Origin of the sequence: Dyadobacter diqingensis, assembly GCF_024220585.1 — a bacterium.
Classification (GTDB): Bacteria; Bacteroidota; Bacteroidia; order Cytophagales; family Spirosomataceae; genus Dyadobacter; species Dyadobacter diqingensis.
Genome location: NZ_JAMXKF010000003.1, coordinates 119,223 through 144,608, shown reverse-complemented (window position 1 = coordinate 144,608; position 25,386 = coordinate 119,223). Strand labels below are relative to the sequence as shown.

The window sequence follows — 25,386 nt, the reverse complement described above, 5'->3', positions numbered from 1 at the left end:
GAAATTGGACTGCAAAGAAAAGACTTATTAAACAGAAAATCAAGAAATAAGTCATTAAAAATTAGGTTATTTTTGCAACTTGTCCATTATAATGAAGGGATTAACCCGTTAACCATCGCTTATGAGCTCCCGATTGGGTATTATTGATTTAGGAACAAACACATTTCATCTGCTGATTGTTGAAAAAAATAGTGACAAAATCACTACACTTTTCCATAAAAGCCTGCCAACTCAGATTGGTTTGGGCGGGATCAACAAAAAACTCATTACAGATGAGGCCACGGAACGCGCGCTGAAAGTGCTTCACACTTTCCGTGAACAGCTGGATATTTTTGAAGTTTCACAGGAAAATACTTTTGCTTTTGGAACGAGCGCGATTCGGAATGCCGAAAATCAGGAAGATTTTTGTAAAACCATTTTGCAGGAAACCGGCATTACCATCACCGTCATTAATGGCAACCAAGAGGCGGAATACATTTATCACGGTGTTCGTACGGGTGTAAATTTAGGAAAAGAACCTTCGCTGATCATGGACATTGGCGGTGGCAGTGTTGAATTTATTATCGGTAACGAAAACCAGATTTTCTGGAAACAAAGTTTCGAAATTGGCGGGCAGCGGCTGATGGAAAAATTTATGAAAAATGATCCTATTTCCGACAGTGACAAAAAACGTCTTTATAACTACTTTGACGAAAATCTGATCGATCTGGCCAACGCCGTTCACCAATACGCCCCGACCAAACTGGTTGGTTCCTCCGGAACATTTGATACCTTGGTGGATATTGATTACCAGTATCGTACAGAACAATGGCCCGACAGAAGCCAAACCGATTTTGCCATAACCCACGAAGAATTTTACCGGGCATACGCATTAATTCTTTCCGGAAACCACGATGAGCGGATGGCCATTCCCGGTATGATCGAACTTCGTGTGGATATGATCGTAGTGGCAGTCTGCCTGGTTGATTATGTCTTAAAAAGCCACAACATTTCGCATATTCAGGTTTCAAGCCACGCGCTCAAAGAAGGTGTTTTGTCAAAACTGATCAACGGGTAATCCCGGCACGCAACGTATTATTTAAAAATACATCTTTGACAATATAGAATGTTCAGACAGGCGATTCCGTCCGACGGTTTTTCTACCGTCGGACGGATAATTAAACAGCAAACCTGTTTTAATTCCGCCTCCGTAAATCCCGACCGGATCAATAAGTCATTGTCATACCAATCAAATTCCTATTTTTGTTTCTGAATCATAAATTATACTTTCTCAAACTTTCATGAAAATAAAAGAACTTCTCCTACCCCTCTGCCTGATCTTAACGACCCTGCCGTTTGCTCAGGCACAAAAGAAAAAAGACAAAAAAGAAGACGAAAAGAAAATCGAAAAAGCAGTTGATGCCGTTGCAGACGCCGCAAAGGACAAGCTGAAAGACGAAAAAAAGAAAGGCCCCAAGGCTTATAAGGACTTCCTCGACAACACAGCCGTCAGTCAGAAAGGTATGATTTCTGTCCACAAAATGGCAGAAAAATGGTATTTTGAAATACCCGATACGTTGCTCAACCGAGACATTATGGCCGTGACACGCTACTCAAAAACAGCTGCCGGTGGCGGGATTTTTGGCGGCGAAGAGGTCAGAAGGCAGATGATCCGCTGGGAACGTGGAATAGACAATAACCTTCTACTACGATCAGTGACTGTTGTCGTAGCCAGCGCAGACAGTACAAAGCCTATTTTTCAGGCAGTCAAAAATTCTAGTTCTGATCCGATCATCGGTGTTTTTGATGTGAAGGCTCTAAAAAAAGATGACAATGATAAAGCCTCGGTCATTGATGTTACCGACTTTTTCAATGCCGACAACCAGACTTTTTCTTTAAATCCGATTGTAAAACAGTTACACAAACTTGCCGCCTTTAAAAAGGAAGCTTCATTCATTGAAAAAATTAAAAGTTTTCCTCTGAACACAGAAATACGGACAGTCAAAACTTTTGCAGTTGTACCACCCGTAGTCAGCGCTACTCCCGCACCAAGTGTCGGTCAATATTTACCTTCCGGATATGATGCCGGTGTTGTAACTATGGAATTGAATACATCACTGATTCTTCTTCCTAAGACACCAATGAAAAAACGTACATTCGATGGGCGAATAGGCTTTTTTGCCAATCAGTACGCTATTTTTGGCGAAGAGTCTCAAAAATCTGATAACGATGTATTTGCAGTTCGGTGGAGATTAGAACCTAAAAATGCTGCTGACGCTCTGCGTCAAAAAAATGGAGAATTAATTGAGCCAAAAAAACCAATCATATATTACATTGATCCTGCAACACCCGTTAAATGGAGGAAATTTCTGAAGGCAGGTGTTGACGATTGGCAGGTTGCGTTCGAAAAAGCAGGTTGGAAAAATGCTATTCGTGGCGAGTACTGGCCTGAGTCTGACACGACTATGAGTTTGGAAGATGCTCGTTTTTCAGTAATCCGATATTTTGCTGCTGACATTCAAAATGCTTACGGCCCTAATATTCACGATCCTAGAAGTGGGGAAATAATAGAAAGTCACATTGGGTGGTATCACAATGTTATGCGGTTATTGAGAAACTGGTATCTGGTTCAGGCTGCCGCAGTTGACCCTGCTGCACGCAAAAAGACTTTCGATGATGAACTCATGGGGCAACTGGTTCGCTTTGTTTCCTCTCACGAAATTGGGCATACGCTAGGCCTTAGACATAATATGGGCGCAAGTTCAGCAACCCCTGTAGAAAAACTTCGTGATAAAGCCTGGGTTGAACAAAATGGACACACATCGTCCATTATGGATTATGCCCGTTTCAATTACGTGGCACAACCGGAAGATGGAATAACCAACTTGTTTCCTAGAATCGGAGATTATGATAAATGGGCTATTCGTTGGGGATATAGTTATTTCCCAAATATCGACTCCAAAGAGGAAAAAGGTGTATTAAATAACTGGACAAAGGATGCTTACAAAAATCCACGGCTTCGTTTTGGAACTGAAATAAGTCCGCATGACCCTAGATACCAAACAGAAGATTTAGGTGATAATGCTATGAAGGCATCGGATTATGGTATAAAAAATCTGAAGAGAATTGTTCCTAATCTGATTGAATGGAGCAAAGAAGACGGCGAAAGCTACAAGGAATTAGAAGAATTATATGGCAACATTGTTGTGCAATACAGACGCTATATTGGGCACGTAATTAAAAATGTTGGTGGTATTTATGATACTCCGGTAACTTATGACATGGCGGAAGTTGGCTTCGCAACTGTCCCAAAAGAAACACAAACCGAAGCGGTGGCATTCCTGAATAAACAATTGTTCAAAACTCCGACCTGGCTGCTTGATCAGAATATTCTTAACAAAATAAAACCGGAGTCTGGCGTTGAATCAATCAAGTCTTTGCAGGAATATGCACTTAACTCACTTCTTACAGGAGACAGGGCAGCTCGTCTAATAGAAACCGGAAATTCTGTTAAAAATTACTCCGTCGACGACCTTTTCACCGACTTAGATAATGGGATTTACACCGAAATAAAAACAGGACAAAGTATCGATGTATATCGAAGAAATCTTCAAAAAGTCTACGTTGACAAAATGATTACTTTATTAAAACCAGGAAAATCTAATGTACTTTCCATACCTGTTGGTATTTCATTTGGATTTTCAACAAGAATCGTGGATTTAGAAAAAACCGATTTGCCATCCATCGCACGCGGTCACCTGGAAATTTTGAAAGGCTCGATTCAAAAAGCGATACCGTTGCAGACGGACAAACTGAGCAAGTATCATTTGAAGGATGTTTTGCAGAGAATTGATCTGGCACTGGATCCAAAATAACAAAACGAAAGCATAAAAGGCAGTATCCGCGTCATTAGGGTACTGCCTTTTTTATACCTTTTGCATCATGAAAACATTATCAGAAATACTCCGCGGCCATCCTCATTTTGAAAAGGTTATTGCTAGCCATAAACCTTACAAAAAATTGGATTTTTCAGCAACCAATAAAGATCTTCTTAAACAGGATCTGACGGAAACGGATGTATTTTCTACCTATGTTTTCGATACGATGTTGTCAAAAAGCCAATATATCGGCATTGGCGGATATGACGAAAACCGTGTCATTTACCGACAACGCGAACATTTTACCAGTCAGGAAAATCCAAGAAGTATTCACCTGGGAACGGATCTATGGGCAGATGCCGGCGAACCGGTTTACACTCCGCTGGACGGCGAGATCCATGGTTTTGCCTTTAACAATCACTTCGGGGATTATGGTCCGACGATTATCCTGGCACATGCATTGGAAGCTACCCGTTTCTACACCTTGTACGGCCATCTTTCTTTACAGTCCCTCGACGGATTATTTGTAGGAAAAACATTTACCGCTGGCGAAAAGATTGCCGAGATCGGATCTTATCCTGAAAACGGTGACTGGCCGCCACACCTTCATTTTCAGGTTATCAGCGACATCGGCAACGCCCAGGGAGATTTCCCGGGCGTGAGCAGCCTCCCCGACAGAAATTATTTCCTATCCCTGTGCCCCGACCCAAACCTGATCTTACGGATTACTGTTTAATGCAATGGGTAACGAAAGAAAAAGGAGTTTCGCCGAGAACTAACAATCTCTCGACGAAACTCCTTTTTTAACTCAACTACCTCTGCGTTTAAACCTTAGTTTTTCTTCCGTTCGAGATTTGGCAAAAAGCCTGTTAATAATCCGATTAGAGGTAGGAATGAACAAACCCAGAATACGTATTCGATACTGGTGCTATCGGCAAGTTTTCCCAGAATCGCGGAACCTATACCGGCAATTCCGAAAGCAAAACCGAAGAATAACCCCGCTACCATGCCCACCTTACCCGGAATCAGTTCCTGTGCATAAACAAGGATCGCTGAAAACGCCGATGATAATACAAGACCGATTACAACCGTAAGCGCTCCCGTCCAGAAAAGATTGCAATATGGCAGCAACAGGGCAAATGGAGCAACCCCAAGAATGGAAATCCAGATCACATATTTCCGCCCGATGCGGTCACCAACCGGCCCGCCCACAAAGGTTCCGGCGGCCACAGAGAATAAAAATATAAACAAATGGATCTGAGAGCTTTGTACAGAAATTCCGAATTTCTGAATCAGGTAAAAAGTATAATAGCTCGTCAGGCTCGCCATGTAAATGTATTTTGAAAAAATCAGCAACAACAATACACCTATTGAAAATGCCACTTTTCCTTTTGAAAGATTCAGTGCAGTATCGTTTGTTACCGCTCCCCCCGATTTTTTCCGGTTCAGGTGCATATTGTTTTTGTACCATCCACCAACTTTTGATAAAATGATGATCGCCAGCAACGCGACAAGTGAGAACCAGATAATCTGAAACCGGCCAAAGGGTAAAATAATCAAAGCAGCAAGCAATGGGCCCAGCGAGCTCCCGGCATTACCCCCAACCTGGAAAAGTGACTGCGCCATACCATGTCGCCCACCCGAGGCCATACGTGCGATCCGGGAAGCTTCCGGATGAAAAACAGCAGAACCAATTCCAATCAGAGCAACAGAAAGCAAAATGATCTCAAAGCTTGGTGCCATCGATAATGAGATCAGCCCTAGCATTGTAAAACACATCCCTATCGCAAGCGCATAAGGTTGCGGTTTTTTATCGGTATACAACCCTACGAGCGGCTGAAAAACAGACGCGCTTAGCTGAAACGTAAATGTGATTAATCCTATTTGCGAAAAAGTCAGATGGAAAGAATCCTTTACCATCGGGTAGATCGAGGGAATCAGGGATTGCAGCGTATCATTTAAGAGATGGGAAAAGCTTAATGCTAATAAGATGGGAAATACGGCCTGTTCGGCACTGACCACGGGCGCCTGATAGGAGCCTGAGGGATTTTCTTCAATGGTTTTCATAAACTTATATGCTAAAAACGGATATTAAACAGGCTGGCCGGTTATTCTTGCGGCACACTCCCAGGCCTTTTGCGGGTTCTGATCTACAATGCTTTGCAGCAATGATTCATGCAGCTCCTGCGACTGGATAAAACTTTCGGTATCTATAAATAATTCTAAAAAATACTGCTTCAAATGATGCGCCACCGTTTTGTACATATCCAGCAGGATTTCACTTTGTGAGGCCGTAGCAATACTAAGGTGAAAGTTAATATCCGCCTGGATACACGCTTCCGGAATATTGGCAAACGCCATTTTCCGACGCTCTTCGAGATGCTTTTTCATTTGGAGAATATCCGCGTCCGTCCTGTTCAGCGCAGCCTTTTCAGCCACTTTCAATTCAAAAAGCTGGCGAATTTCATTCAGTTCCAACCCTTTCGCCCGCAAAAACCGCTCCGATAGAGACTCTGAGGTCACCTGTTGACGTTCCACAAATGTTCCTAATCCTTGCTGAACACGCACCAGTCCGGCATTTGACAAGTTCCGCACCGCTTCCCGTATCGTTGAGCGCCCTACCCCGAAAACCACCATCAACTCGGGTTCCGTCGGCAGTTTTTCACCAATGGCATATTCACCAAGAGTTATTTTCTCCTGCAACCTTCCGGCAACTTCATCTGCCAGACTTAATCTTTTTATAATTGTATCTTTATTCATCATATCATCTGATGTTTCAAAAGTACAAATAATTTTTATTCTGCAAAAAAATAATCGCTTTTCTACCAAATTTTATTTGGCGGAAAAGCGATCTATAAATTTTTACGCTGATTATTATTTTCTGTAAATCGTTGTGGCAGCGGATTGAGCAGCGGCAAGAATGGTCACATCCGCGATCGTTACACGAGCCGGGGCATTGACTGCATATAAAATTGTGTCGGCAATATCGCTGGCCTGTAATGGGTCAAAACCCTGGTATACCTTTTCTGCACGCTCTTCGTCACCCTTAAATCGCACCAGCGAAAACTCGGTTTCAACCGCGCCTGGGGCAACATTGGTAACCTTTATACCATGTTGTGTCAGTTCAAGGCGCATACCTTCGCTTAAAACTTCTACCGCAGCCTTTGAAGCACAGTACACCGCTCCATTGATATAAGTCTGTTTACCGGCCACAGAACTGATATTGACAATATGACCTTTTCCGTTGGCAATGAGCGTAGGAATTATAGCCTTGGACACATAAAGGAGGCCCTTCACATTGCCATCGATCATGGAATCCCAATCCTGAATATCACCTTCGTCAAGGGTTCCAAGGCCATGTGCGTTACCGGCATTATTAACGAGTATATCAATATTTTTCCATTCGTCGGGTAATGAGGCTATCGCATCGAAAACCGCTTTTTTATTTCTTACATCAAAAAGCAAAGTCGTGGTCTTTACCTTACCGGATAGTTCGGCCACGACACTTTCCAGTTTTTCCTGGCGACGGCCACACAATATGAGATCTATACCTGCCTCAGCAAACGCTTCTGCTGTGGCTTTTCCTATGCCGGATGTTGCTCCGGTAATTAATGCAATTCGGGACATTATATTTTTTGTATGTATCGACGACTCCCGCGAAGGGTCAATCGCCGACTATTTATCAATCTTTTTTGTATTTAAACTACTAAAATTTCCGTGCTCGAGTTCAGCCGCTTTATCAAAAAGTTTCAGCGCATTCTGATAAACATTGTCCGTTGGATTAAGCACTTCATAAACTTCATTGTTCAATCCGTTTTTACGCTTACGCCCCCACACATAACGCCCGATAATCGCCTTGGTTTGTGATAACACGATCGGTTTCGAGCGGTTCAGTTCTTTTTCATTTAACTTAATCCCTGATCTGGTTGCGTCTTTAACCAGCTCCCCAACCATCACATCCGACACTTCAAATGTTTTCAGGAATTCATTAAACGTTTGTTTTTCAAGTTTTTTCTGGTTCTCGTTGGCATAACGAAGCGCGTATTCACGGATAATATTTTTGGCATACAGCTCAAATAAATACTTGCTGTTCATCAACGTATCCCTTGGCACAAACACATCCGGCATGATTCCCCCACCGCCATAAACTGTCCTTCCACCATCCGTTTTGTAGGCTTTTGTCTTATCAAACTTAATGCTGTCGGCGTTGAAGAATTCTCCGCTGTCGTAACGGTGCGTCAGATCCTGGTTATAATCTTCTCCCTTGCCCATTTCATAAGGTTTCTGGATACTGCGACCGCTTGGTGTATAATATCTCGAAATGGTCAGGCGTAATTCAGATCCGTCCGAAAGTTTGATCGGCATTTGCACCAATCCTTTTCCGTATGATCTGCGTCCTACAATCAGCGCACGGTCATGGTCCTGCAAAGCACCAGCCAGAATTTCAGAAGCAGAAGCACTTCCTTCATCGACCAATACCACCACTGCACCCTGCTCAAAGCCGCCTTCCACATGTGAGCGCGTTTTTCTGTCAAAGCGACTATCCTTTCCTTCGGTGTAAACCAATAGCTTATCTCCTGAAATAAATTCATCTGCCATACTGGTCGCTCTTTCCATGTAGCCTCCCGGATTACCACGAAGATCCAGCACCAGTTTTTTAAGGCCGTTCGCCTTCAGGGTGGTTAATGCCGATTTGAATTCGTCAAAAGTAGTTTCTGAGAAACGGCTCACTTTGATGTAACCAATTTCTTTGTCAACCATATACGCCGCATCGACTGAATAAGTCGGGATACGATCGCGGACAACTTCAAAATTCATTTTATCCTTCAAACCGAGACGCTCAATCGTCAGTGTAACCTTGGTTCCTCGCTTGCCTCTAAGCAGTTTATAAACCTGGCCATTCGTTACGCCAGGTGCAGACAGCACCTCTTTATTAACTTTTATAATGCGGTCACCGCTCTGAATACCTGCCGCTTCCGACGGGCCGCCGCTCAGTGGCGTTACCACATAAACTGTATCATTGTAAATATTGAACTCAACGCCAATGCCGTCAAATCCCGAATCCAGCTGTGATCTCGCCGCAGTTGCCTCTTCTGTATTGAAATATGCCGTATGCGGATCCAGTTTTTCCAGCATTTTTGAAATGGAATAATCAACCAGCTGCTCTGTATTCACAGAATCGACATAATTGTTTTCCACCAAAAGTAAAACCTCACGGAATTTTGCATATCCCTTCGCCACGTCTGTCAGCTTTTTGCCTCCGCTGAAAAAAGTGCTCCCTATCAACATCCCCGCTGCCAGGGTAATGCTGATGATAATGGGCAAACGGATGATTGATTTTGAATTGCGGACGGGCTCTTCAGGAATTTCTTGGTTCATGTATAAATGACTTTTTTAACAAGTAAAGTTAAAATTTTATTTGACTTAAAAATACGCTGTTAACGCTTGTTTCTCCTTAATCCTTATGCTGGATTATAAATATACATAAACTATATATTATAGCATAGTATCGGAAGTGCCATTACCTATAACCATGCTCCATGAATACGTATATTATGGAGACCTGCTATCAGGCGTTGAATATTACGAAGAAGAGGGAAAGGAATTTGAAAAAATGGTTTACGGAGTGGTAGTTGATCGCTCAAATGCATATAATATTTTTATAAAATTATATGGCAGACCAAAATGACAAATCTTTGTGTAAAATATCCAACACCAGGCAAAGTGACTTTTTAAATAACTTAGGGTCAAATGTTTAATCTTACTTCTTTGAGGATGGACTCGATATCAATTGTAAACGCCGTACTATATGACCGACAGTTAAACGACCCAATTCTAAGATATTACAGAAACAATTCAATCCCACTCAAAATAATCAATATACATTTCAAAACCAGTATAAAAAACGGATGTCTGGCCCAATGACATATTATTTCCTGTAATTGAAATCAAAAACTACACCGATTCCGGTGCTGCACAGATTTGTATGACTATTAATCGGAAGTTTATATGGTGTCTTGATTAAAACAGATGGAACATGAAAAAAATATTTTTATACACAATTTTAGTAGCAGAGACTCTTACATGTTGTCAAAAACGTCATATTTGGGAGTATCAAGTGTTACCTGAAACATGTTATGCGGACGCCTTTTTTATCCAGCCCGATTTTAAACCTAATGGTTATATTATTAAAGTAACGGGCATATTGAATCAAGATGTAATGTTAACAATTTTAGGCACTCAACCGATTTCTGAATATTCAAAAAAGAGGAGTGTGGGTTACAATCATTATGCCAAACTAAGTAAAGGAAAAGTATCTTTTTCGGATAGTGCTGAACTTTATGTGGATGATCTGAAGATTATTCTTTCAGGATCTGATACAAAGTTGCATCCTAGCTCAGAAAGCAGAGAAAAACTTGGTTGTTTACCATTGGGTAATATAAAAATTAAACTCGATTTGCAATAGTAAAAAATGGTAGCAAGTGTTTGCTGCCATTTTTTTATCTCGGCTAATTTAACTCATACAAACCCATCCAAAGCCTCCGGATTCCGCATCGTGTCACGGCTTACGGCTTTTGCCGGATCCATACCCATAAGTATTTTTTTGATCGGCGCTTCCATTTTTTTACCGTTAATGGTATATGGAATTGCGGCAACGGCTTCGATCGTGTCGGGAACATGGCGGGGACTGTACTGCGTTCTCAGCACTTCTTTGATCTCCGCCTTCAATGCTTCCGTGAGTTTTTTATTTTCTTCTAACACCACAAAAAGCGGCATAAAACCTCCGCCGTCTTCTTTTTCAAGATAAACAACCAGGCTATCTTTGATATCAGGAATACTCTCGACTGCGCTGTAAACCTCCGCCGTTCCTATTCTCACCCCACCTCGGTTGAGTGTCGCATCCGATCTTCCATAAATAATAACCGACCCACGGGGGGTTATTTTAATCCAGTCGCCATGACGCCAGACATTCGGATAACTTTCAAAATAACTGCTTTGATACCGCTCGTTATCTTCATCATTCCAAAAGTAAACCGGCATTGAAGGCATGGGCTGGCTGATGACCATTTCGCCCAGCTGGTCAATAACCGGATTCCCGTTTTCGTCAAAAGCTTCTACCTTGGCACCCAGTGCCCGACATTGAATTTCGCCGGCGTAAACCGGTTCCATAGGATTTCCGGCCACAAAAGCACTGCAAATGTCCGTTCCTCCACTCAGAGATATCAGCTGCACATCTTTCTTAACATGCTGATAAATCCACTCATAAACCTCCGGAGGAAGCGGAGAACCAGTTGAACCTATGGTTTCCAAATGCGAAAGTCGCTCCGACGGAATGCTCGTGCCTGCTTTCATACAAGCTATAAAAAACGCTGCGCCACTGCCGAAATGAGTAATTTTCGCACGCTCAGCCAGCGTCCATAAAACCTGGGTGGAAGGGTAATTCGGGGACCCGTCATAGATTACCAGTGTAGTACCGGAAAGCATGGACCCTATCGCATAATTCCACATCATCCAGCCCGTGGTGGAATACCAGAAATAGCGGTCACCAGGTTTGACATTTTGATGGATCGATAAAATTTTAAGGTGTTCCAGCAGACAGCCCCCAACACTGTGGGTTATCGCCTTGGGCTTTCCCGTTGTTCCGGATGAATAAAGCACCCAGATCGGATGATCGAAAGGAACGGCTTCGAAGTCGATCCCGAAATTTGGCAGGTGTAAAATATCTTCCCAGGAGGTCACTCGTTCCGGTTTGACTTCCGAGTCAATATTGGAGATCATCACCAGATCTTTAACCGATGGCAAAGCAGTCCCCAGTTCCATCGCAGCGGAGGTGGTATCGTAGGTTTTGCCATTGTAGTGATAGCCATCTGCCACAAAAAGTACCTTGGGCTCAATCTGGGAAAACCGATCGATAATCCCGGCTTTTCCAAAATCCGGTGAACAGCTTGACCAGACTGCTCCAATTACATTCACAGCAAGAAATGCAACCACCGCCTGGGGAATATTAGGCAGCACCGCCGCCACCCTATCCCCTGGCCTGATACCCCGCTGACGCAGCCAGGTAGAGACTGCTGCTACCTTTGATTCGAGCTCTTCCCACGAAATTTTTGTCAATCCGTGCTGTTCCGACTGGAAAAGAATAGCAGAATGGTCTTTTGTTTTATTTCTGAAAATATGTTCGGCATAATTCAGCCTCGCACGCCGGAACCACTGCGTCCCGATCATCCCCTTTTTGGGGCGATGTAAAACTTCCAGATAAATGTCGTGTGATTTGATATTAAAATATTGCCACAAGCTTTCCCAGAAGTCCTCGACATCGGTCACCGACCAATCCCACAAGTCATGATAGCTCCGGAAGTACAACCCCTTTTTAACAAACAGCCAGTCCATATACTTTTTAAGGTTCGACTGTTCGGTGAGTTTTTTACCGGGTTTCCAAAGTGGTGAGAGCTGTATATCCGTAGGCATAGGTTGTGCAATAATTAATGAATAACGCGTTGATGGTCCATGTTTTTTTCAAGAACCGGCAAGGATTCATTTTGCCATAACCGGAACTCTTATTCCTGTTTTGTTTGTTGCCCGTAAGCAAAATACGGGTAACGATTATTACTAACGCAGCAATACTGTTTTTCGGATAAAAGAAACGAAAATATTTAGTAATAAAAATTAATGTATCTTTGCATTTGAAAACATAAATAACACATAGTACTCTGAACATCAGATACGTTTGTCAATGCGTTTTAGTGGTTTTCTGTTATGACAACGGTCATCAATTCCACTATCCCAGGTAACAGCAAGTTTGTAGAGAGGAAAACAAATCCAGTAGTGATACTGCATTCCTAATGAGAAAAAGAATAACAAAATCAAGTGATGCGAGCTCTTCGCGTCCTTCCGGAAGAAGCAATGATGGCGCGGGCCGTCCGTTTGGCAAGAAACGCGTAGAAACAGAAAGTCGTTTCAGCAAGCCAAGCATCAAAAAATCCAGTCTTAGAGTAGTTAGCAGAAACGCAGATTCTCCAAAACCTTCGTACGACAGACAATCCGGAAATGAAAGACCGGGCTTCGATAAGCCTCGTTTCGACGGAGCTGAACGTCCGCGTTTTGATAAGCCTCGTTTCGACAGGCCGTCACAAGGCTCAGACAGACCGAGCTTCGATAAACCACGTTCTTTTGATCGTGGCGGAGATTCCCGTGGATTTAAACCAAGAGGTGAGTCTGCTCCAAGAGAAAGATCAGAAGGTAGAAGTTTTGATAATCCACGTTCATCCGGACGTGATGGCGATTCACGCGGCTTCAAGCCAAGAGGTGAGTTTGCACCAAGAGAAAGATCAGAAGGAAGGAGTTTTGATAAACCACGTTTTGAAAGATCTGAAAGACCAGCTTTTGACAAACCGGGCTTCGATAAGCCACGTTCTGCCAACCGCGACGGAGATTCCCGTGAATTCAAGCCAAGAGGCGAGTTTGCTCCAAGAGAGAGATCAGAAGGTAGAAGTTTTGATAAGCCACGTTTTGAAAGATCGGAAAGGCCAGCTTTTGACAAACCGGGCTTCGATAAGCCACGTTCTGCCGGTCGCGACGGAGATTCGCGTGAATTCAAGCCAAGAGGCGAGTTTGCACCAAGAGAAAGATCAGAAGGAAGAAGTTTTGATAAGCCACGTTTTGAAAGAGGAGGAGATGCTCCACGTCCTTTCAAACCAAGAGAAGATCGTCCTGCAAACGGCAGACACGAAAAATCAGGCTTCAAAAAAAAAAGCGTTTTTGAAGAGGTAGCGAGAGATCCGGAAGCTGAGCAACGTGCAAGTGAAGAAGCAGCCAACCGTCGTGTTGGTAGATTTGAAAGTGCACCACGTTATAATTTAAGCGGTTACGAAAAAAAACCGGGAGCAAAGCGCAAAGAACAAAGTTCTGAAATGCGTTTGAACCGATATATTGCCAATGCAGGGATTTGTTCACGTCGTGAAGCAGATGACCTGATCGCAGGCGGCCAAATTACTGTCAATGGAAAAGTCATTACAGAAATGGGCTACAAAGTGATGGTTTCTGATGTCGTAAAATTTGGTAAAAAAGCACTAAACCCTGAAAAACTGGTTTACGTTCTTATCAACAAACCAAAAGATTACATCACGACGACTGACGACCCGGAAGAACGTAAAACCGTTCTGGATTTGATAAAAGGAGCTTGCTTCGAGCGGATTTACCCGGTGGGGCGTTTGGACAGAAATACAACCGGATTACTTTTGTTAACCAATGATGGTGAACTTGCTGAAAAGCTGACACACCCATCTGGCGGTATTAAGAAAATTTATCAGGCAGAACTGGACAAACCGATCACAACGGAGGATTTCGAATTACTGCAGGCAGGATTGGAACTGGAAGATGGTTTTATCAAACCGGATGAAGTAGGAATTGTAACAGCTGATGCAATGGTTGTTGGTCTGGAAATTCACAGCGGAAGAAACAGGATCGTTCGTCGTATGTTCGAGCACCTGGGTTACGAAGTTCAGAAACTTGACAGAACCGTTTTTGCAGGGTTGAACAAGAAAGATTTACCACGTGGCAAATGGCGTTTCCTAAGTGAAAAAGAAGTTGTCAGGTTGAAATTTATGCTTTAATCATTTCAATCGCGAACATAAAAAAATAGTCCTGGAATATTCCAGGACTATTTTTTTATGTATTTAACAGATCAGCTTATAATCTGAATCCGAATGAATAAACGTCATAAGGGGCATCTGCATACAATCCTTCAAACTGAACCATGGATTCTGCCTTGCCTTCCAGCGAAGTTTCCAGTTCTTTCACAGATTTAACAGGTTTGCCATTTACTTTGGTAATGATAAATCCTTCTTCAACACCGGTTCTTGCCAGTTTACCGCCGTCAATAGACAATACTTTCACACCGCCATCAACTTTGTATCGGGTCAAGCGTTGTTTTTCCTGATCACTAAGGTTACCAAACTGAGCACCTAACACGCTCATAACCGCCGCAGACTCATCACGTTTCAGAATATCAGATCCACCCGTACGGTTTCGCAACGTAACATTAAGATCCTTTTCAGTACCATTACGGTTTACAGTAACCACCACTTTATCGCCAGGTTTATGCAAACCGATAGACTGCTGCAATTCAGGAATTGAATGTGTATTCAAACCATCTACTTTCACAATCACGTCGCCTTTTGTGATTCCGCCTGCTTTCGCTGCACTGTTTTCTGTAAAATCACGTACGTAAACACCGTCGTTAACTTTCACACCATATTCTTCGGCTTTGCGGCTATCCAGTTCGTCAAGTGAGATACCTAAATATCCACGCTGAACATTTCCGAATTTGATCAGATCACCTGAAACTTTTTTCACGATGCTTGAAGGAACAGCAAAAGCATAACCCGCAAAACTTCCAGTCGGGCTGGCAATGGCGGTATTGATACCGATCAGCTCTCCTTTCAGGTTCACCAATGCACCACCGCTATTACCCGGGTTAACAACTGCGTCGGTCTGGATAAAAGATTCTAATGGAGAATCACCGGTTGTCGCGGCAGTCGGCTTGGCATTGCCATAACGACGGTTCTGAGACTGACCAATAATTCCTAATCCACGTCCTTTTGCACTCACAATACCCGCAGTTACGGTAGATTCCAGGTTGAACGGGTTACCAACGGCAACTACCCACTCTCCTACTTTAACAGCATCCGAATTTCCGAAAGTAACAGCCGGAAGATTTTTGCTTTCCACTTTAATTACGGCAATATCAGTAGAAGGGTCGGTACCAACTACCTTCGCACGAAGTTTACTTTTATTAGAAAGCGTAACTTCCAATTCCTGGGCGCCCTCCACAACGTGATTGTTGGTTACAATATAACCGTCCTGTGAAATGATAACACCCGAACCGGTAGCTTCTGACGACTGAGGGCCACGGGAACTGCCGCCGCCACCAAAATCTTCTCCAAAAAAATCACGAAATATATCAGGAATATCACCCTGCCCACCCCGGGAAGTCCTTGTCATGGTCGACTTGATGTGTACCACCGTTGGTGTTGTTGCTTCCGCTGCATATACGAAATCGCCGGGTGCCCCTGCCGGTGAACCGGTTGAAGTAAAACGAGCCAGTGATTCAGAGGGAGATTCCTTAAAAATGACATCTCTGTCACCATTTGAACTTAAAAGTTTAAAGCCCGCGAGGGTTGATGCGCTCGAAAGCAGCCCAACCAATACCAGAGCTTTCCAGTTTGTTTTCATATCCATTTGTTGGGATTATATTTTTTGTGAATGAATAACGTAAACGAGCTATAAATTTATTCCCTTCGTATGATCATTTAACATATTTTAACAAAGGTATGAATCTGATAATTCACTAAAACATCTTTTCCGGGAATTATTATGCCCTACACAGCAAAAAAGGCGTTATTCATGACAAATAACGCCTTTTCCCAAATTAAATTTTAAGCTATTTCGATTTCACGTAATGGCTTTTCAATAGCTTCCTCACGTTTAGGAAGTAGGATATTCAAAATGCCGTCTGCGTAGGTTGCAGCAATTTTTTCGCCATCAACCGAATTAGGCAAAGTGAAAGTCCTTTGGAAAGAGCCGTACTTGAATTCTCTGCGGGAATATTTCTCAGTAGTTTCCTCGTCCTTCTGCTCCTTTTGCGCTGAAATAGTCAGTTGGTTCTTTTCAAGATTTAGTTTGAAATCTGATTTTTGTAAACCCGGTGCCGCCACCTCAATCCTGAATCCTTCTTTGTTTTCAACCACGTTAACAGCCGGAACGCTGCCCGCATAAGCTGGTGCGAAAAATTCATTCAAAGCTTCTTTACCAAAAAGTCCGTTGTACAATTTAGGATTTGCGAAGTGAGTTTTTACTAATGTGCTCATGGTTCTATAAATTTTAATGTTTTTGATTTTAAGTTTAGTACCGTTGCGGTATGTTAGACATTTAACAACTTTTATACCGATCCAAAAAAATTAAAACAAACAAGACAAAATGTCATTAAAATCAATTTTTCCAAAAAATAAATGACAAAATGTCTTATTTTATTGAGAATTTATAAAGTTCATGTCATTTTTTAGCGCCCTTTACGCTATTCACACCATAATCCTGAATGTTCACATCATTTATTCGCCGAAAGTCACCGCGTTAATTAGCTTTGAAGAAAAAACGACGCGAACAATGAACCTACAAATAATTCGCAGATTCGAACTGTGGCTAATTCTCAGCATATTTATTTCTTATGCCGTAAGAACACTGCTATGGTCTGCCTGGAAGTTCGAGCAAATGATTGCCAATGCAAGAGGAGAAGGAGTACGAGTCAATGCCATATTAGATGATCTGCAAAGCTATAATCACACCTCAGACTACAATATTCCTTTTATTGCAGCCACGGTTTTGAGCTTCGCCGCCTGGTATTTATTCCACTTCCAGGTTTTTCCAAAAATCAAAACAGAAACTTTCAGCTGGCGGGAAGGAATCATATTATTGAGCGCTATCGCAGTAACAATGACCGCGGCAATGGTTCTTGGCAATATCGTAAAGCTCGAATACAAGATGGGTCATGCCGGGCAAATTGCCGGCCTGAAAACATTCTCAGACTACCGGATCTTATATGTTGTATCAGATTCAGCAGCATTATTTGCAATCATATGCGTGTATGAGGCATTAGCCCAAAGTTTTTACAGATACTATGACGTACTGGCAACACGATTCGAAGAGAGGAAACTTACCTACATTTTACTCATAGCGGTTTTCACGCTGTTTCTTTTCTTCACCGTCATATGGGGGGTTGTCCCTTCACTTTTCTATGCCATCGGCATGCGCCAATTCTGGTCTCTGCTTTTGTTTTTGATATTGGTTTATGTTTTGCAGGAGTATTATTTCAGGAAAGTATATGCGGTGATGCACAACCCAAAAGCGTTGCCTATCCGATCTTACCCGCTAACAATTTATGTTTCAGGCCTCATTCTCGGCACTTGCCTGATGTGGGCGGTAAATGCCCGATTCGAAACCAATACGCCGCCTTTCATTATTTTTGCCTCCATGGCTTTGTATATGGCATCCATGGTGATTGCCTACATCAGAAAAAACCAGCAGAAACAACAGCAGATTTTACAAACAGAGGTTTCTACAAAATCGGCAGAGCTGTCCAGTTTACGTTCTCAAATCAACCCGCACTTTTTATTTAATGCACTGAACAGTCTGTACGCTCTGGCGTTAAAGGAAAACAGCGAACAGACTGCAGACGGAATTCAAAAACTTGGTGATATGATGCGTTTTATGCTTCATGAAAACAACCACGAACGCATTCCGTTAAAAAGTGAGATAGAATATCTGCACAATTATGTTGAAATTCAGCGTATGCGACTCGACGAAAATCAGGATATCGAGATCAGAGTGAATATCCAGGAGCCGGAACGCGAGATTTCTATTGCACCGATGTTATTAAATCCGTTTATTGAAAATGCGTTCAAGCATGGGATCAGTTTTCAGAATCCAAGCTGGATCTATATTACATTGACCATGGACGCGAGCCGGATTTATTTCAAAGTGCATAATTCATTCCGTAAACAAACAGGTATCGACCCAGAAGAGCGCATGGGTGGTATTGGCCTGGAAAATGTAAAAAAACGTCTGGAACTGATCTATGCTGATAGGCACATCCTGGATATACAAAATTCGGAACGCGATTTTTTCGTTGCCCTCACTTTAAATTATTGACAATAAAGTATAAAATCTGCCTCACCGGAAAACCTATGCCACTGAAAGCCATCGCCATTGATGATGAACCCAAAGCCCTGGAGGTGGTAAAAATGCATGCGGCCAAGGTGCCGTTTCTCGATCTGACGGCCTGCTTTACCAATGCTTTTGAGGCGATTCCGTATATCAAAAAGAACAAAATCGATTTGATATTTCTGGATATCAAGATGCCGGATATATCGGGTATTGAGTTTGTCAATTGTTTTACAAATCCACCGATGATCATTTTCACTACGGCTTATTCCGACTATGCGGTGCAGGGTTTTGAGCTGGATGCGGTTGATTATCTGTTAAAACCATTTTCACTGGCACGGTTTACCAAATCCTGCAACAAAGCGTTGGAAAACAACAGTCTCAGAAATGGAGAGTCCGAAAAATTCATCTTTGTGAAAACAGGCTATGAGGAGGAAAAAGTATTTCTGAACGACATTCTATACCTGGAAGCCGACGGTAATTACATTTCATTTGTCCTCAAAAATAAAAAACTGCTGAGCCGCCAGTCTTTAAATGAAGTCGCTACGATATTACCCGAAAATGATTTCATAAGGATCCACAGATCCTACATTGTGGCTTTCAATAAAATAGAAAAAATCAGCAGACAGGAAATTACCATCGCAGGAACAGCTCTTTCCGTCGGTGTTTCTTATGAAGAAAAAATGAATGAAATCAGACAAAAACTGAAAATGGAAACCGGGATCTGATACCGACTTATTTCAGTTCAAGCTGCTCACAGGCCCTTTCAGAAGCAGATTGCTCGGCTTTCTTTTTTGTAAATCCATTTCCAACAGCAAACGGCTCGTCGTTGACAAGTATCTGGGAAATAAATTCCCGGTGATGGCGGGTTCCGCGTTCTTCCAAAATCTCGAAACGGATTTCCTTTCCTTCACGCTGTGCCCATTCGATGATAAGGCTCTTGAAGTTGATATTATTCTGGATGATATCGTCCAGGTCGTAATGTGTCAGCAACTTGCTGATGATAAATTTCCGGGTAAAGCGAAATCCTTTATCCAGATAAATCGCTCCTACAAACGCTTCAAGCGCATCGCCATACATGGATGAACGGGGCGACATACCACGGCGGTTGCCATCGTATTCAATAAGCCTGTCCAGACCCAGCTTGCGGGAAATTTGGTTCAGGGATTCACGGTTTACGATCCGGGAACGGATCTCCGTCAGGAATCCCTCGTCTTTGTAAGGATACTTGGTAAATAAAAACTCAGCAACGACCATCCCCAACACAGCATCGCCCAGATATTCCAGTCTTTCGTTGGATTCACGAAAACCCTTGATAGCTGTTTCACGGGACGCTGAGGTATGGCGGAATGCCAATTGGTACACGCCCAGATTAGACGGGCGGTCGCCAATTACATGCGCAATAGATTCCTTAAATTTCTTATCCTCAGGACTTCCGGTTCTGAATAGGGCGAGGATCGGTAAAAGAATTCGTTTTGCCAAAATCAATAAGTTAATTATCCCTCGTACTTTTTGAAAATGACGGAAGCATTATGACCGCCAAAACCAAAAGTGTTACTTAGGGCTATATCGACCTTGCGTTTTTGAGCTGTATTGAAAGTAAGGTTCAGCCTTGGATTAATCTCCGGATCATCCGTAAAGTGGTTGATTGTCGGAGGAATAATCTGGTCCTGAATTGCCATGATACAAGCTGCTGCTTCAATTGCTCCCGCACCACCGAGCAAATGTCCGGTCATGGATTTGGTGGAGCTGATATTCATCTTGTATGCATGTTCACCGAAAAATTTCTCGATGGCTTTAATTTCCTGCGGATCACCAATCGGAGTAGAAGTTCCGTGGGTATTGATGTAGTCGATATCCTCAGGCTGCAATCCTGCATTTTCAAGCGTATTTTTCATTACCATGTAAGCGCCACGTCCATCCGGATGCGGAGCAGTAATGTGATAAGCGTCGGAAGACATTCCGCCACCAATCATTTCCGCATAAATTTTAGCACCGCGCGCCTTCGCATGCTCGTACTCTTCAAGAATAATAGCTGCACCACCTTCTCCCAGAACAAATCCGTCGCGATCCTTGTCATAAGGACGTGAGGCCGTTTCCGGAGAGTCATTTCTTTCTGATAATGCTTTCAGGGCATTAAATCCACCTACACCTGCATTGGTCACCGCAGCCTCTGAACCGCCTGAAATACACACGTTCATCATACCCAGACGGATATAATTGTATGCATCGATCAAAGCATTGGTTGCGGAAGCACAGGCGGAAACTGTAATGAAGGTAGGCCCACGAAAACCGTAGCGGATTGAGAGAACTCCTGACGCACTATCGGCAATCATTTTAGGAATGAAGAACGGATTAAAGCGCGGGTTCCTTCCACCGTCAGAGAAGTTCAACACTTCGTCTTCAAAGGTTTTCAGACCACCAATGCCAGAACCCCAAATTACACCGGCTTTGTCGAGATCAAGTGTATCTGCGTCAAAGCCGGCGTCCTTCATTGCCTCATCAGCTGCAATTACGGCATACTGGGTAAATGGATCCATTTTACGAGCTTCCTGACGCGGAATGTAATCATGTATGTCCAGCCCTTTTACCTCACAGGCAAATCGGGTTCGAAACCGTTCGGCATCAAACCTTGTTATAGGCGCAGCACCGCTGACGCCTGCAACTAAATTTTTCCAATAGGTGGCAACATCATTTCCAATAGGCGTCAATGCGCCCATACCGGTAATTACAACTCGCTTAAAACTCATAAAATAGGGACAGAAAAAGAAGATGATACTGGAAAAGCGTAAAACTATTTTACGTTTTCTTCCAGATATGCAACAGCCTGACCAACTGTACCAATGTTCTCGGCTTGATCATCAGGAATAGAAAGATTGAATTCTTTCTCAAATTCCATAATCAACTCAACGGTATCTAGAGAGTCCGCTCCCAAGTCGTTCTGGAAGTTTGCTTCTGGCGTTACCTCCGACTCTTCTACGCCGAGTTTTTCGACGATAATTTGCTTAACTCTTTCTGCAATTGCTGACATTTTGTAAACACTTTTTGGTTAAAATCGCAACAAAGAAAGATATTCTACTTCACTTTGTCAACATTTTTTTAATACCAGCCATAATAGTATACAGAAAGCCTAGGAAATAAAAGGGACAGAATATCAAATGCTTAACCATATAAGTTCCACGAATACAACGAATCACATAGAGAAGATTGCAGATAACAGTACCTTTACAGAACTTTATTAAACTTTGATTATTAGTCTTATGCTGTCAATTCCCAAATTAAAAAACACTGATTCTTCCCAGTTTTTCCTCATGGCGGGCCCTTGTGCTATTGAAGGAAGAGACATGGCATTGCGTATTGCAGAACACATTGTGACCCTGACAGACAAATTTAAAATTCCTTATATTTTCAAAGGTTCTTACCGCAAAGCAAACCGTACCAAAGTAGATTCTTTCACCGGCATAGGTGACGAAAAAGCACTGAAAATTTTAAAAGAGGTAAGTGATACTTTTGGCATACCGACGGTAACCGATATCCACGAATCGCATGAAGCCGCTTTCGCAGCCGAGTATGTGGACGTGTTGCAGATCCCCGCATTTTTATGCCGTCAAACTGAACTAATTGCCGCAGCAGCACGTACTGGAAAAGCAGTGAATGTGAAGAAAGGACAATTTCTGTCGGGTGCGTCCATGAAATTTGCCGTTGAAAAAATCAATGAGACCAATCCTGATTGCCAGGTTCTGCTCACGGATCGCGGCAACAGCTTTGGATACGGAGAGCTGATTGTTGATTACCGCAACCTCCCGGCGATGCGCGCTTTTGATGTGCCGGTTATTATGGACTGTACCCACTCATTGCAGCAGCCAAACCAGGAATCGGGTGTGACGGGCGGAAAACCCAAATTGATTGAAACCATAGCCAAAGCGGCAATTGCCGTGGGCGCCGACGGATTGTTTATCGAAACGCACTTTAACCCCGCCGAAGCAAAATCAGACGGAGCCAATATGCTTCCGCTGGATCAGCTTGAAGGATTGCTTGAAAAACTCGTGCGTGTGCGAGAATCAATTTTGTAATTGAAGCCTTTATAAATTTGAGATTGCGGTGTCATGCCGCAATCTGATTATCAAACCTCTTTATGAAAAAACAGTTTACTTGTTACATCTTTTCCGTAACCTTGATCTGTCAGATTTTATTTTCATTTCACGCTTCTGCGCAGGAAGTTGATTCTGTTTATCACGATTCCCTGGTAGGGAAAAAAGAGGAAAAACTCTGGCAGGTCCGCCCGATCGAGGTGGTTCCGCCTGTTACCCTTGCACTTGCGGCATTTGTTGTACAAGGCTCCATCAGCAGACGTTTACAAGCGAATCTGGTAGGCCAGCAACCTAACATTCATACGCACGCGGATGACTATTTGCGCTATTTACCGGGAGCTGTCAGCTTGGGTCTTGGAGCTTCGGGTGTTAAAGGAAAACATTCTTTTGGAGATCAGCTGATTCTTGCAGTTCTCTCAAATATCATCTCTCAGGGAGCAACCGGGAGTTTGAAACTATTATCGAAATATCCGCGGCCAAATGGCGAAGACAACCGCTCATTCCCGTCCGGACACGCCAGCAGTGCCTTTGCCAACGCGACCATCCTGCACGAAGAATACGGGCATAGAAGCGTCTGGTACAGCGTAGGCGGATACACCACGGCCACGGCGGTAGGCGGCATGCGTGTGCTTCAAAACAAACACTGGCTTTCAGATGTACTGATGGGTGCGGCCATTGGCATCGCGGCTACAAAAATTGTCTATATCAGCTATCCCTGGCTGAAAAAGAAAGTTCGTCACATCAGAAAGCGGTAAATTTGATATCAGAAAATAAATCCGGATTTCTGATATCACACTGACATAGGGTTGTCACTGCGGGCCGTTTATTTTGGGAAATCATTTACCACAATGTAGTCCCATGAAAATAAAAAAAGTACATCCGATGCAGGTTTTGTGTTTTGAAACACAAACAACTTTAAAAGAAATATTCCAGTACATCCGCGTAGTGGCCCATAAAATGTATCAGGTGGCCGTGCAGAATGAGCTTGAAATAACGGGCCCTGTTTATTGGATTTATGAAGGCATGGACGGAAATCCTGAGACCGTTTTTTCTTTAACCATCGCACTTCCGATCTCTTTTAAGGATCAAGCACTGAATACGGCCGATTTCAAACTGAAACAACTGGAAACCTTCAACTGTGCCACAGAACAGCATCTGGGCGACTGGAATAAATTAGGTGAAACCTATGGCTCATTGATCCCGACGATACTTTCGGAAGGCCATAAAATGAGTGGGCAAAACCGCGAGATTTATCTGAATATGGATTTTGAAAACCCGGAAGCCAATATCACCGAAGTTCAAATAGGGATCACTGAGCAATAATTTTTTATGTCTTACTGCGACTACGTAAACAACAACCCGTCCGAACTTCCGGATTATTTACTGCACAAACATTATCACGACCACCAGTACGGTTTCACGATAGACGACGATGATGAGTTGTTTGGCAGGCTGATTCTTGAAATTAACCAGGCCGGGTTAAGCTGGACGCTCATGCTCCGGAAACAGCAGGGGTTTCGTAACGCTTACAGTCATTTTTCCATCGAGAAAATCGCTCAGTATGACGAAACAGATCGTGAAAGGTTATTGCTCAATCCTGACATCATACGAAACCGGTTAAAGATTAACGCCGCCATCGTTAACGCGCAAAAAATCGTTGAGCTGAAAAAAGAATACGGCTCTTTCAAAGCCTGGCTCGATGCACATCATCCGTTAACCATTACCGAATGGCTGAAATTGTTTAAGAAAAACTTCAAGTTTGTCGGGGGAGAAATTGTCAATGAATTTTTAATGAGCACCGGGTATTTGCCTGGTGCGCATAATGAAGGGTGCCCGGTTTATTCGCGGTTGAAGTAGCCTGAGTAAATGCAAATCACACCGAAAATTACAAAGACAATAACCTTTTGAATTTTAGTTTTACAGTGGCTGAATACCTAAATTTTGTAGTCCAAGCCTTCGACCGGATAAATATCTTTTAAAACAGAAATCTCATATTCGTCTATCTGTTGCCCATAAACATAGGTATTTCGGGGAAAGGACCCACTTATTGTCCGTAATAATCTGCCCGCATTTAAAAACATAACAGTTAAAGGAAGCTTCCGGAATTTCTACGCAACGGTGTTCACGATGGCTTGCAGAGGGACGAAAATCCAAGCTGGAAGGTAAGCTCGCCAACAACGATTTTCCTTCCATGACTTTTAAAACAATAAAATATTTTGGTTTTGAAGCATTCCCATTCTTAAAATAAAACGGGTCGAAATACAAAATATCTCCTTCGCTATCCACGCATTACATTTTTAGAGCCTGATTTTTTAAAAGATATTCTCGTTGATCCTTGTAAATTGCTTTTTTAGCAGGCACATCTTCCAATAGTCTGGCAAAGTCAATTGGTATTTCCGAGGAATTCATGGTGCCTTGTTCCAAATATTCCAATACGCCGTGTTCCAGGGCCGTTAAATACCACAATGAATGTTTGCGGTGCGTAAGCTGCACTAATTCTGATGCTGAATAATCCTTAAATGTCCTCGTTACATCTTCCAACAGCCGTATTTCATTATCAGAAAATTCACCATCAGAAAACTTTACCTTCGGTTTTATAAAAAAATTACCATTCCCATCCACAACCCTTTCGATATATTTAACCATTAAAACAGGTTCATCTGACGAAAGGTCCAAAAAAACGTCACGAGATACAGAGAGATAGGGAATTACGGTTGCTT

The 25,386-nt window shown here is 42.8% G+C and carries 23 protein-coding genes; 12 read left to right on the top strand and 11 right to left on the bottom strand.

All coding sequences use genetic code 11. The features are described from left to right. Window positions 1-121: 121 nt before the first annotated feature. The 3 genes from M1L62_RS09725 to M1L62_RS09715 all read left to right on the top strand — a co-directional run bounded on the left by M1L62_RS09725 (window position 122) and on the right by M1L62_RS09715 (window position 4,593). Window positions 122-1,057 (top strand): Ppx/GppA phosphatase family protein, encoded by a 936-nt coding sequence (locus M1L62_RS09725; protein ID WP_254412846.1) that lies wholly within the window; start codon window positions 122-124, stop codon window positions 1,055-1,057. A gap of 223 nt (window positions 1,058-1,280) precedes the next feature. Beyond that, window positions 1,281-3,854 (top strand): zinc-dependent metalloprotease, encoded by a 2,574-nt coding sequence (locus M1L62_RS09720; RefSeq protein ID WP_254412845.1) that lies wholly within the window; start codon window positions 1,281-1,283, stop codon window positions 3,852-3,854. Between the two features lie 67 nt (window positions 3,855-3,921). Further along, window positions 3,922-4,593, top strand: coding sequence for a peptidoglycan DD-metalloendopeptidase family protein (locus M1L62_RS09715; protein ID WP_254412844.1), 672 nt, complete (start codon window positions 3,922-3,924; stop codon window positions 4,591-4,593). Between the two features lie 95 nt (window positions 4,594-4,688). Here the strand turns inward: M1L62_RS09715 and M1L62_RS09710 are convergent, their stop codons facing one another. From M1L62_RS09710 to M1L62_RS09695, 4 genes are all read right to left on the bottom strand, one after another. Then, on the bottom strand, window positions 4,689-5,924 hold the full coding sequence (locus M1L62_RS09710) for an MFS transporter (protein ID WP_254412843.1): 1,236 nt from the start codon (window positions 5,922-5,924) through the stop codon (window positions 4,689-4,691). 24 nt (window positions 5,925-5,948) lie between these two features. Then, complete coding sequence (locus M1L62_RS09705; RefSeq protein ID WP_254412842.1) at window positions 5,949-6,620, bottom strand: FadR/GntR family transcriptional regulator; 672 nt, start codon at window positions 6,618-6,620, stop codon at window positions 5,949-5,951. A 111-nt stretch (window positions 6,621-6,731) separates the two neighbouring features. After that, window positions 6,732-7,484, bottom strand: a complete 753-nt coding sequence (locus M1L62_RS09700; RefSeq protein WP_254412841.1) for an SDR family NAD(P)-dependent oxidoreductase — start codon at window positions 7,482-7,484, stop codon at window positions 6,732-6,734. Between the two features lie 48 nt (window positions 7,485-7,532). Further along, window positions 7,533-9,236 carry a S41 family peptidase gene (locus M1L62_RS09695; protein ID WP_254412840.1) on the bottom strand — a complete coding sequence of 568 codons (1,704 nt, stop codon included), beginning with the start codon at window positions 9,234-9,236 and terminating at the stop codon, window positions 7,533-7,535. A 154-nt stretch (window positions 9,237-9,390) separates the two neighbouring features. On the opposite strand from M1L62_RS09695, the gene M1L62_RS29835 reads away from it, so the two are divergent. Then, on the top strand, window positions 9,391-9,546 hold the full coding sequence (locus tag M1L62_RS29835) for a hypothetical protein (RefSeq protein WP_510185842.1): 156 nt from the start codon (window positions 9,391-9,393) through the stop codon (window positions 9,544-9,546). Between the two features lie 348 nt (window positions 9,547-9,894). Beyond that, on the top strand, window positions 9,895-10,323 hold the full coding sequence (locus M1L62_RS09690) for a hypothetical protein (protein ID WP_254412839.1): 429 nt from the start codon (window positions 9,895-9,897) through the stop codon (window positions 10,321-10,323). A 53-nt stretch (window positions 10,324-10,376) separates the two neighbouring features. On the opposite strand, the gene M1L62_RS09685 is transcribed toward M1L62_RS09690, so the two are convergent. Next, the gene (locus tag M1L62_RS09685) at window positions 10,377-12,326 is read right to left on the bottom strand and encodes an acetoacetate--CoA ligase (RefSeq protein WP_254412838.1); all 1,950 of its coding nucleotides are present in this window, start codon (window positions 12,324-12,326) and stop codon (window positions 10,377-10,379) included. Window positions 12,327-12,700: 374 nt separating this feature from the next. Between M1L62_RS09685 and M1L62_RS09680 the strand changes: the two genes are divergently transcribed. Beyond that, entirely contained in the window at window positions 12,701-14,470 is a 1,770-nt protein-coding gene (locus M1L62_RS09680; protein ID WP_254412837.1) for a pseudouridine synthase, read from the top strand. Between the two features lie 76 nt (window positions 14,471-14,546). Here M1L62_RS09680 and M1L62_RS09675 read toward each other — a convergent pair whose 3' ends face one another. Both M1L62_RS09675 and M1L62_RS09670 read right to left on the bottom strand, forming a co-directional pair. After that, a complete protein-coding gene (locus M1L62_RS09675) occupies window positions 14,547-16,091 on the bottom strand; it encodes a Do family serine endopeptidase (RefSeq protein ID WP_254412836.1) in 1,545 nt (514 codons plus the stop codon). Window positions 16,092-16,294: 203 nt separating this feature from the next. Further along, window positions 16,295-16,726 carry an Hsp20/alpha crystallin family protein gene (locus M1L62_RS09670; protein ID WP_254412835.1) on the bottom strand — a complete coding sequence of 144 codons (432 nt, stop codon included), beginning with the start codon at window positions 16,724-16,726 and terminating at the stop codon, window positions 16,295-16,297. 295 nt (window positions 16,727-17,021) lie between these two features. On the opposite strand from M1L62_RS09670, the gene M1L62_RS09665 reads away from it, so the two are divergent. Next, window positions 17,022-18,563: a sensor histidine kinase gene (locus M1L62_RS09665; RefSeq protein ID WP_254412834.1), complete on the top strand. Its 1,542-nt coding sequence runs from the start codon at window positions 17,022-17,024 to the stop codon at window positions 18,561-18,563. A 35-nt stretch (window positions 18,564-18,598) separates the two neighbouring features. Continuing rightward, complete coding sequence (locus tag M1L62_RS09660) at window positions 18,599-19,303, top strand: LytR/AlgR family response regulator transcription factor (protein WP_254412833.1); 705 nt, start codon at window positions 18,599-18,601, stop codon at window positions 19,301-19,303. Between the two features lie 7 nt (window positions 19,304-19,310). On the opposite strand, the gene rnc is transcribed toward M1L62_RS09660, so the two are convergent. The 3 genes from rnc to M1L62_RS09645 are packed head-to-tail and all read right to left on the bottom strand — an operon-like array spanning window position 19,311 to window position 21,606. Continuing rightward, complete coding sequence (gene rnc, locus M1L62_RS09655) at window positions 19,311-20,057, bottom strand: ribonuclease III (RefSeq protein ID WP_090337817.1); 747 nt, start codon at window positions 20,055-20,057, stop codon at window positions 19,311-19,313. Window positions 20,058-20,071: 14 nt separating this feature from the next. Next, on the bottom strand, window positions 20,072-21,325 hold the full coding sequence (gene fabF, locus M1L62_RS09650) for a beta-ketoacyl-ACP synthase II (protein ID WP_254412832.1): 1,254 nt from the start codon (window positions 21,323-21,325) through the stop codon (window positions 20,072-20,074). A gap of 44 nt (window positions 21,326-21,369) precedes the next feature. Then, window positions 21,370-21,606 (bottom strand): acyl carrier protein, encoded by a 237-nt coding sequence (locus tag M1L62_RS09645; RefSeq protein WP_015813362.1) that lies wholly within the window; start codon window positions 21,604-21,606, stop codon window positions 21,370-21,372. 229 nt (window positions 21,607-21,835) lie between these two features. Between M1L62_RS09645 and kdsA the strand changes: the two genes are divergently transcribed. From kdsA to M1L62_RS09625, 4 genes are all read left to right on the top strand, one after another. After that, window positions 21,836-22,648 carry a 3-deoxy-8-phosphooctulonate synthase gene (kdsA, locus tag M1L62_RS09640; protein WP_254412831.1) on the top strand — a complete coding sequence of 271 codons (813 nt, stop codon included), beginning with the start codon at window positions 21,836-21,838 and terminating at the stop codon, window positions 22,646-22,648. Between the two features lie 62 nt (window positions 22,649-22,710). Beyond that, window positions 22,711-23,421 carry a phosphatase PAP2 family protein gene (locus M1L62_RS09635; RefSeq protein WP_254412830.1) on the top strand — a complete coding sequence of 237 codons (711 nt, stop codon included), beginning with the start codon at window positions 22,711-22,713 and terminating at the stop codon, window positions 23,419-23,421. Between the two features lie 103 nt (window positions 23,422-23,524). Next, window positions 23,525-23,989, top strand: coding sequence for a GyrI-like domain-containing protein (locus M1L62_RS09630; RefSeq protein WP_254412829.1), 465 nt, complete (start codon window positions 23,525-23,527; stop codon window positions 23,987-23,989). Window positions 23,990-23,995: 6 nt separating this feature from the next. Next, window positions 23,996-24,523, top strand: coding sequence for a DNA-3-methyladenine glycosylase I (locus M1L62_RS09625; RefSeq protein ID WP_254412828.1), 528 nt, complete (start codon window positions 23,996-23,998; stop codon window positions 24,521-24,523). 432 nt (window positions 24,524-24,955) lie between these two features. On the opposite strand, the gene M1L62_RS09620 is transcribed toward M1L62_RS09625, so the two are convergent. Further along, the gene (locus tag M1L62_RS09620; protein WP_254412827.1) at window positions 24,956-25,312 is read right to left on the bottom strand and encodes a type II toxin-antitoxin system antitoxin SocA domain-containing protein; all 357 of its coding nucleotides are present in this window, start codon (window positions 25,310-25,312) and stop codon (window positions 24,956-24,958) included. Window positions 25,313-25,386: the final 74 nt, after the last annotated feature.